Source organism: Bacteroidales bacterium (assembly GCA_029210725.1).
Taxonomy (GTDB): Bacteria; Bacteroidota; Bacteroidia; order Bacteroidales.
This window is the reverse complement of sequence record JARGFM010000055.1, coordinates 1-9653: the sequence shown is the minus strand read 5'-3', so window position 1 is coordinate 9653 and position 9653 is coordinate 1. Positions and strand designations below refer to the sequence as shown.

6 protein-coding genes and 1 pseudogene are annotated in these 9653 nt (G+C 48.4%); 3 read left to right on the top strand and 4 right to left on the bottom strand.

Annotation, left to right across the window (positions count from 1 at the left end):
• Positions 1-150 precede the first annotated feature (150 nt).
• From P1P86_16360 to P1P86_16350, 3 genes are all read right to left on the bottom strand, one after another.
• Positions 151-963: a PorP/SprF family type IX secretion system membrane protein gene (locus P1P86_16360; GenBank protein ID MDF1576759.1), complete on the bottom strand. Its 813-nt coding sequence runs from the start codon at positions 961-963 to the stop codon at positions 151-153.
• 312 nt (positions 964-1275) lie between these two features.
• On the bottom strand, positions 1276-2400 hold the full coding sequence (locus P1P86_16355; protein ID MDF1576758.1) for an ATP-binding protein: 1125 nt from the start codon (positions 2398-2400) through the stop codon (positions 1276-1278).
• A gap of 220 nt (positions 2401-2620) precedes the next feature.
• The gene (locus P1P86_16350) at positions 2621-4093 is read right to left on the bottom strand and encodes a Fic family protein (protein ID MDF1576757.1); all 1473 of its coding nucleotides are present in this window, start codon (positions 4091-4093) and stop codon (positions 2621-2623) included.
• Between the two features lie 210 nt (positions 4094-4303).
• Between P1P86_16350 and P1P86_16345 the strand changes: the two genes are divergently transcribed.
• From P1P86_16345 to P1P86_16335, 3 genes are read left to right on the top strand one after another with little or no spacing between them, the layout of a single operon-like run.
• Complete coding sequence (locus tag P1P86_16345) at positions 4304-4603, top strand: hypothetical protein (protein ID MDF1576756.1); 300 nt, start codon at positions 4304-4306, stop codon at positions 4601-4603.
• Positions 4604-4627: 24 nt separating this feature from the next.
• Positions 4628-8326 (top strand): DEAD/DEAH box helicase, encoded by a 3699-nt coding sequence (locus P1P86_16340; protein MDF1576755.1) that lies wholly within the window; start codon positions 4628-4630, stop codon positions 8324-8326.
• A 47-nt stretch (positions 8327-8373) separates the two neighbouring features.
• Entirely contained in the window at positions 8374-9102 is a 729-nt protein-coding gene (locus P1P86_16335) for a DUF4143 domain-containing protein (protein MDF1576754.1), read from the top strand.
• A 190-nt stretch (positions 9103-9292) separates the two neighbouring features.
• Here P1P86_16335 and P1P86_16330 read toward each other — a convergent pair.
• A pseudogene (locus P1P86_16330) lies at positions 9293-9653 on the bottom strand (transposase).

Below are 9653 nucleotides of genomic sequence, written 5' to 3'. Positions count from 1 at the left end.
TGTAAAAATCAAGCACCTAAAATACTGATTTTCTCAGTTTCAATAAATCACTCCGAAAACAGTGATGAAAACAGGAGGATATTTTCCTCCTGCCGCAGTTTGCGGCAGGAGTTCCCGGACGATCAGGTCATGATGCAGGCAAGCCAGGGACTATTTCCGGAACATGCCCAGGACGCTGTATATATTAATCCCCAGTGTAAACTGATGACTGCTGAAGGTTCTCAGAGCGACACTGCTGCTAAAATTAAAGGAGTAGTTAAACCGGAAGCTATCCAGCACTTCAGCACCAATTCCGACGCCGTATACGCCAGATGACCGGAGGATCACATTTCCCCAGAAGCGTTGCCCGTAGATGACCTGACCGGCAAATTCGACCAGGGTGGGAATATTCTGACCACCGCGAAGCAGCAGGAAGGGCCTGCCAGTCCAGTTCTCATTAAAGCCATAGGTGTAAGCCACATGTCCCAGGTAGTTCTTCATCGGTTTGTAAGTCAGATCCTGATCCGAATATTGTGCATCTCCAAACATGATATTGGAAAAAAGGATGCCCGCTTCGATACCACTGAAGCGGTACAGGATGCTGAAATCGCTGGCAAATTTCACCTTCGACTGTTCCACCCCGTAGGCCAGTACCGGATCCTCGGCATAATCGGGATCGTTGTAATACTTGCCCAGGTTAATGGAATTGCCATAGAGCCCCACCGAGAGTCCGAAATTCAGGAGATGCTCTTCCGTGATATCCACCTGGTAGGTGTAGGTCCCCATAAAAAGGGTGGATTTGAAGATATCGGTCTGATCAAAAACAATCTTCCCCCCGACACCCACCTTATCAAAGATCCGGTCGTGGTAAGACAGCTGGGAGGTACGCGGACTTGAAGGAACAAATTGATACGCAAAAAGCTTCGTCTTTCCCAGAAGGAGATGGCCGAACTTGATGAAGTTAAGAAGCTCTTCACCAATCAATAAAGACCATGAAGGCAGTCGGCAAACTACTTGTTTCACTTCATATGGAGGAACAAAGGCAAGAAGTTGGTGAATTGATACGCTCGGAACAAAAAATCTACTTCCGGTATAATTCAGATTTCTTAGCCACCGGATTGAATTAGATGAAATCGCCAAAATTGAATATGCATACCACCTCATGGCAGCTCGCGCCGGCTTATGACCTTACATTTTCGTACTCTTCCTACGGATTTCACAGTACCATGACAGCAGCGAATTAACTGCGCAGAGGGGAACATCGAAGTTCACGGTGCATGGTCCCTGATTCTGTTTTCAATCACTCAGGCCGAAGGCCATCCACTCCCAAACCGGAATAACGTGGATTGTTTTTCCATCCTTTTCCAGTTCATCCTTTTGCTTAAAGGTGAAAATAAAGCCTTCGGATAAATCCAACTCTTTTAAAGCCTCAGCCAGACCGTTTACTTCGCGGGGGAGGTTATCCGCGTTTAAATCGTAACAAACCTGGACTGCCATTTCAAGCTTCTTACTCACTGAAACGATAAAATCACACTCGCCTTTTTGCCGGTAGTAAGCAATTTCTTTGCCCAACCTTTTGAAATGTATGAAAACAAGGTTTTCCAACAGTCTGCCCTGGTCCTTAGAGAAGGACATGGAGAGAAGGGCGAGTAATCCTGTATCGATTCCATATACCTTCTTTGGATTTTTAGCCCGTTGTTTTAAAGAAAAACTAAAACGTGGTACAGCAAAGAACAGGTAAGCATCCTCAAAATAAGAAATGTATGAAGCAATGGTATTGCTGGAACCCAGTTCAAAAATATTGGACAAATTGTTATAAGAAAACTCCTTCCCGATATTGCTTGCCAAATAGACACCAAGTTCTCTCACAATTTTCGGGCTACGTAAACTATGCCTGACAACAATGTCGCGATAAATCAAATCGTTATACAAATTCAGTAATACATCCTTGTTTTTGGTATTGAGGAATTCAGGCATTCCTCCCATTTGAAAATAGCCCGAAAATGATTCTATCCCGGCATTTAAATCAAAATGAGTAAGATATTCCAGGTAGGAGAACGGGAAAACCTCAAGAGAAATCTGGCGTCCGGTTAAGCTTGTGCCCAATTCTTTACTCAGGATTTTTGCATTCGATCCGGTGACAATCACCTTCTTCTTTTTATCATGCAACACCCTTACGTACCTCTCCCAGCCATCCACATTTTGGATTTCATCGAAAAAGAACAGTTCCGAACTACCGGCCCTGCCAAATATTTTCTCCAACTTGAAAAAATCATTCACCACGAAAGTCGATAAACGAGGATCTTCAAAACTCAAATAATTGAAACGAGAATGTTTCCTGGCAATTTGTAACAATACCGTGCTCTTACCACATCTTCTGATACCGGTCAATATTCTGACATGATGATCTGTTAATTCCAAATCATCAGTTACTTCCCTGGGGGTTCCCTCCGGAATTTCCTGAATGGATTCCATCTGATAATCCAGCACCTCCTGTATTTCCGATTCTAACATCACGATACCTTTTTTCAAAGGTATAATATTTGCATTAGTAATGCAAATTCGTTTTCATTAGAAATGCGAAGGAATAATGAAAGCATGCGGAATGCCATTGGAATGCCGCTGAAACGCTTCAAGATGATTAAAAGTGCAGGCTGGCCTCTGTGGGTTCCTGGAAGGCATTGCAGTTCAGCAGATGCTCCTGCATCAGATCTAAATCTTCTCCTGTTACGGTCATACTGAATTCCTGAATCCGTTCCAGCATTCTGACATAAGGATCTGCCAGGGACCGGCGGGTCAGCTTGCGGAGTGCCCCCAGGTAGTCGTCCCGGTAAACGGTTGGTATCAGAATTTTTGCCTGTCCGGCTGCCACCAGTTCTGCGTTCATCAAAATTCGCGCCACCCGTCCGTTTCCATCAATGAAGGGATGGACCTCACTTATCAGGAACAACATGAATGCAGCCCTCTTAAACGGGTGATTCAGGGCCTGGTAAATCTCATAGCCCCTGATCAGGGTGCCTTCCACCAGTTTCCAGTCGACAAATACCGTATTACCGGCCCTGTTATTCCGCTGCTTGAAGGCCCCGGGTTCTTTATCCTGCCGTGCCCGCAACAGGATGCTGTGACGCTCCCTTAATAAGGAAAGTAATTCCTCTCCGGACCCGGGTAATTCAGACATCAGACCACGATTCGAGGCAAGCTGATAGGTTCCTAAAATATCCTGCGAATCCTCATTCCTGGCAGGCAGAGGAGTATTTGATTCAACAATCTGCCTGGCCACGTCCAGCTCAAATTCAGTTCCTTCAATATAATTGGAAAAGTAACTCTCAAAGAATGCAAAATTTCTGAAGGCCTTCCGGCTGCTGTTGGGTTCTTCTCTTAATGGAAAGTGCATGGCCTCCAGTTCCCTGAATAAATCCTGGAAAAGCAGCACCCTGGCAGGATCATAGGCCACACCTCCTGCCCTGGCTTTTCCTCCCGGAGTGGTCAGTATCCCTGTATCCCTTGTTGCTAATAAGGCTCCAATCAATGCATCCAGACGATTGAATTCATTTTTCATTCCAAGAACATCTGCCAGTTCCCTGGCCCGGTCCCTTAACCTCTTGACCGCTTCCTCACCACTTAGGCGTATCATTGTTTCCAGCATCTCCTCAATCATGGGATATGGCAGGCATTTGGATGCAGGCCCGGCTCCTTTCGCAGTTTGCAGATTTTCCAGGAAGGCCCTTGCCTCCTGAGATACTCTGAGCTGTCCGCTAAAAAAGCGGTCTCCTTCAAGAGGTCCGGGTCCTTCAAGGAAACGAAGCGTAACACCCGGAAGAGGTACTTTTTTGGTATAAGAGTGTGTCAAAAACAGGTGCCCGGCCCCGGTAGGCTCAAACTCAAAGGCTGAACGATGACTTAACAGGGCTCCCGGGTAAAGCAAAGAAAGCACTTCAAACAGATTGCAGCGTATGATGTCCCCGGGAGAATCTTCAAAATTCGGTGAATATAGTCTCGGGGCAATCTTCCTGATCATTCCCTTTTTAACCCAGGTGGAAATCTGCCTGTTTTGTTTCTTGTCGGAACTTCCTGCAAGAACCTCCGGGAATCCTAAAGTGGGATTTTTTTCCATTAACGCCCCCCCCCACCCGTCAAGTGAATACAATTAAAAGAGAAAAATCAGTTAAATCCTTTGGTGTGCTCTGATTTTTTGCATGCCGGGAAATACAGCGAACTGAACGAGAATTCAGAAAACCATAGCACCTGGCCGGCTCAAAAATCTATGCTGAAAACACTGCCCCGGAAGTTCCTGAATTTCACCGGAAAATTTTATTTTTACCCCATGCAAGCACAAGACCTTCTTCAGCAGGCCGAAAGCATCCTGGATAAACTGAATAAAGAGGAACTCATCGTGTTGAACCGTGCGATTGTCAAACGGATCAAAATTATGAACGATCTCCAAAGGCTCAGGGCCAATGCCGCTTTCAACCCGGGCGACCGCGTTTCATGGCACGACAATGAGGGGATCTACCGGACCGGACGTGTGCTCCGAATCAATACCAAGACCATCTCTGTGGAAGAGGAAGGTGATCCTGAGGGCATATGGAGAATTCCGGCATCCCTGCTCAACCTACTGACCTAAGAAAATTATAATCAAAACAGAATTGTGAAATACGGACAAACCTGGTGGGGTGCCAAATGGATGAACGCCCTCTCATATATCGACTATTCCAACCGTCTGCCCAGGGGGCGGAGTTATGCCAACAAGGGAGCTGTGAAAGATCTCCGGGTGCAGGGTGAAAGGATCATCGCCAGCGTGCAGGGTACCCGCAGGAAACCCTATGAGGTGCGTGTGGGAATCCCCTCATTTACACCCAGGGAGAAGAAAACGCTGACAGACACCATACTGAACAATCCCCTGCTGCTTTCGAAGCTCCTGAACCGTGAGCTGCCCGAAAGCCTGTATACCATGGCAGAGGCAAATCATATCCACCTATTTCCCGGCCGGTGGAACGATCTGGATATGGATTGCTCCTGTCCCGATATAGCCGTACCCTGCAAACACCTGGCGGCTGTGATCAATGTGATGGCCAATGAGATTGACCGAAATCCCTTCCTGATTTTCAAGCTCCACGGCTACGATATCATCCAAAAGCTTCGGAGCATCGGGATCGAAGCCATCAGTGACACCGTCACCATTCCCGATCGTGCTTCCCTGGCTGTGGCCGAACCCGCGGAGGATTACCGGAGCGAGCTTACCCTGGCTCTGGAAGAGATCGATTTTTCGGTGCTGGAAGATATGCGCGAGAAGCTACTCTCGCTGCTCCCGGAAAAGCCGGTGTTTTATTCGAAGGATTTTAAACAGGTCCTGGATAAGCTCTACCGTAAATTAGCCAGGAGGATCACCAGGGAGAATATGATGAATGCCGGCTCGCCCGGCATACCGGATGCACGCTCCAAACACTTCGAGCGCTACCAGGGGCTGACCATAAGCCTGGATGAGGCCGGCCGCCTGACCTCCTGCAGGGTGCACGGGGAACCAGGCGGGGCATGGAAGGTTTACAATACCGCTGACGAGGACGGCACGTGGCGGCTCAGAGAAGATCAACTGCTGGACTTCCTGTCAGAGATCCATGCCAGGCAGGTCCACCGTCTTATGCCCGGGCTAACCCTGGTATATATGGTATATCATTACAGCCGGAAACTCGCGGAGACATCTTCCTTTATCCCCCAGCTAATCCGCACCGCAAATGGAAGCTATACCGTGCGATGGATCCCTGCCGTTTTAGATCAAAGGGTGGATGAAATTTTCAGAAGCCTGTCTGCAGCTTTCCCACCAGCAGAAGCGTCCCAGGCAGAAGCGTCCCAGGCAGAAGCGTCCCAGACAGAAACTTCTCAGGCAGAGGCCTCCATAACTCAGGCAGAAGCGTCCCAGACAGAAACTTCTCAGGCAGAGGCCTCCATAACTCAGGCAGAGGCCTCCATAACTCAGGCAGAGGCCCCCGCAACCCCCTCAAACTCTGAACAGCTCAAAAGCCTGGTCTCATACTTCATTGGTCGGTTTATCCGGGATGCCGTGCCTGTTTCACAGAAGCACTTCGACCCGGTTCACCGGATCTTCATGGATAGCTTCGCCTACCGTTTTGATCTGCCAGGGGATGGGGAGATCCCCGCTTCCATTCAGCGATGGATCGACAGGCTGTACCTTACCCGACAGGATTTTTCGCCGGTATTGGAGATATTCGAGAAGGAGAATTCGGACCGATTTGGCCTGAAGGTGCTGGTGGAAGAGAGTAAACGGCCATTAAACAAAGCGATTCCCCTGGCCGATGTAATGTCCCTCCCTGAATACAGCAGTTCGAGGTACGAAGTGCTGCGCAATATCGAACTGCTGACTCCTTCACTTCCCGAGCTGGAGTTCATCATCTCCACTTCCGGCCGGCATATCCCGGTCTATACCCCGGATGAGTTTGCCCATGTCATTTTCCGCATTCTACCCGTGATCCGGCTATACGGGATCCGGGTACTCCTTCCGGAAGAACTGAAGAGCCTGGTCCGCCCCGCTGTTTCTGTAGCGCTCTCTTCCTCGGGCAGGGTAAACAAACGATCGCTGCTAAACCTGGAAAAGATCCTCCGCTTCGAGTGGAAGATTGCCCTGGGAGACACCCTGATGGATGCCGGCGAGTTTTTCAGGATGGTGCAAGGGCTTTCAGGAGTCGTTAAGATACGAGATCAGTACCTCTACCTGAACACGACAGACCTGAAAACACTGATGGAGCAGATTCAGCAGCAGGACGGAAAGATGGACCGTAAGCAGTTGCTGCAGGCTGCTTTTACAGGTGAATGGAATGGAGAGAAGGTGCAAATGGACAAAACCACCCGGAAACTGATCGACGAGATGCTGAGCGGGGAGCGGATCGATCTTCCCAGGGGATTGCATGCCCGCCTGCGGCCCTATCAGCAGAGAGGCTTTGACTGGTTATACAAAAATGCCAGTCTTGGTTTTGGAAGCATCATTGCCGATGACATGGGACTGGGAAAAACACTGCAGGTGATTGTTTTGTTGCTGAAGCTGAAAGAAGAAGGAGCTTTTGATTCGCGACAGGTACTAATCGTGGTACCTACCACGCTGCTTACCAACTGGCAGAAGGAATTTGAGAAGTTTAGTACCGGCATATCTATTACCTTTTTCCACGGTCCAAACCGGACCCTGAATGAAGAGACAGATGTGATCCTGACCAGTTACGGCGTTACACGCAGCGACCAGGAACTTTTATCGAAAAAAAGATGGGGTGCGGTGATCATTGATGAGGCACAAAATATAAAAAACGCAGATGCCGCACAGACCAGGGCGGTGAAGATGCTGAAGTCAGGTATCCGGATTGCCATGAGCGGCACCCCGGTGGAGAACCGCCTGTCGGAATACTGGAGCATCTTCGATTTCATCTACAAAGGATACCTGGGGAACCTGAAGAAATTCACAAAAGAGTTTGCTTTTCCCATAGAGGTAAACCGGGATAAAAAGCAGCTCGATCGATTCTTAAAGATCACTGCCCCCTTTATCCTGCGCAGGCTCAAGACCGATAAAAGCATTATCAGCGATCTGCCCGAAAAGATTGAGAACGATTATATGACTACCCTTGTGAAGGAACAGGGAGCGCTCTACCAGGGGGTGTTGAATACCCTGATGGCCGATATCGAAGGGATCGATCCGGAAGGCAAGGAGGCGGGTATCAAGCGGCGGGGGATGGTACTGAAACTGATCATGGCTCTGAAGCAGGTATGCAACCATCCCTCCCAGTACCTCAAAAAAAGCGACCCTTCACCCGATTTATCGGGCAAGGCCGGCATGCTGCTCGACTTGCTGGACAATATCGTGGAGAACAACGAAAAGGTACTGATATTTACCCAGTTCAGGGAGATGGGGCTGATCCTGCAAGAGATGATCCGGGACCGGTTCGGTACCGAAAGCATGTTCCTGCATGGCGGAACCACCCGCAAAAAGCGCGATGCTTTGGTGGAGCGCTTTCAGAATGATGCCCGGGAGAAGATCTTTTTACTTTCCATTAAAGCAGGAGGTACCGGCCTGAACCTGACCGCTGCCAGCCATGTGATCCATTACGACCTCTGGTGGAACCCGGCCGTGGAGCAACAGGCCACCGACCGGGCCTACCGGATCGGGCAGAACAAGAATGTGATGGTCTACCGCCTGATTACCCAGGGCACCTTCGAGGAGAAGATCAATGCCATGCTCAGGGAGAAAAAGGAGCTGGCCGACCTGGCTGTTTCCACCGGTGAGAAATGGGTGGGTGAACTTTCCAACCGCGAGCTAAAAACGTTGTTTGCTTTGAGTTATTTGGATTAAACGATATTTACTTTAGATTATCATGTATATTCGAAAGCAAACATTCCGTGATCTGGGCCGGGAGAGTACCTTTCTCTGGGGGGCCGGCACCCCTGATCTCAGCATATATCGGAAGCTATCTTCAGGATGAAATAGTGGCTGAAGCCAGGACAAGGAATATCCAGACCTTCTCCAGGTTCCTTGAAGCTGCAGCATTCTCAAACGAAGAAGTCATCAATTTCAGTAATATTGCAGCAGACTGCGGGGTCAGTGCTCCTACCATTAAAGAGTATTTCCATATCCTGGAAGAAACCCTTATAGGAAGGTTCCTTCCGGCCTACCGGAAAAAACCCAAACGCCGGGTCATTCAGTCACCCAAATTTTTTATGTTCGATATTGCCATGGCCAACTATTTATTGAAACGCGGGTTCATTGAAAAAGGCAGCGAACTGTTCGGCCGCTCGTTCGAACACTTCATCTATCAAGAGCTCTATGCACATAGCCGGTATTCCGGATTGCATTACGAAATCAGTTACTGGAGAACAGCATCCCAGGTAGAGATCGATTTTGTGCTGGGCGAGAATGAAGTTGCCATTGAAGTCAAAAGAAGCGATCAAATCACCCACCGTCATCTGAAGGGATTAAAAAGCTTTGCTGAAGAGTACCGGGTTCATAAGCTCATCCTGGTAAGCACCGATCCCTATCCAGGCAAATGGGAAATGCAAGCCTGCTGCCCTGGAGCCTCTTCCTCGACAAACTCTGGGGAGGCGAAATCATCTCATAGAAAAAATCCATGATACCCTGCACCCAGGCGAATTTACCCATAACTAATATTTATGGGTAACTTTACCGGTCATACAGAACACCGGTTCCGGTTTTTCTTACGTACTTGAAAATGTGGATGCCTGCATGGGCGAACGTGGAAACAGCAGAAAGATCATGCTTCAAAGCTGAGCATCACTATGCATGGTTTTCACTAGTGTCCGGTTAAGAATCCCACAATGATAATTGGTTCTCATCGGACAGATTTTTGATTACGTTTTTATCGTTAAAGAGTTCTTTGATAGGGGTCTTTTCGAACAGAGTAAGACCCAATGTTTGAGCAAATGTGTACAGGCTAATCGCCAAATCATACTTTTTCTTTGCAATGGCAATCAACAGGTACGTGGATACTGCAATCCAAATTTGACAGTGTACAGCGTTTTGGCTGGTCCCGTAAAATGCCTTGATATGCAGGTGTTGTTTGATCCATTTGAAGAAATTATGGAAAGCTTTCCATAAAAGAAAGACTCAACCTTCCATCTTTCCCTGTAGAGTTCTGCAATGGACAAGGCCGGGAGGTCAAAAT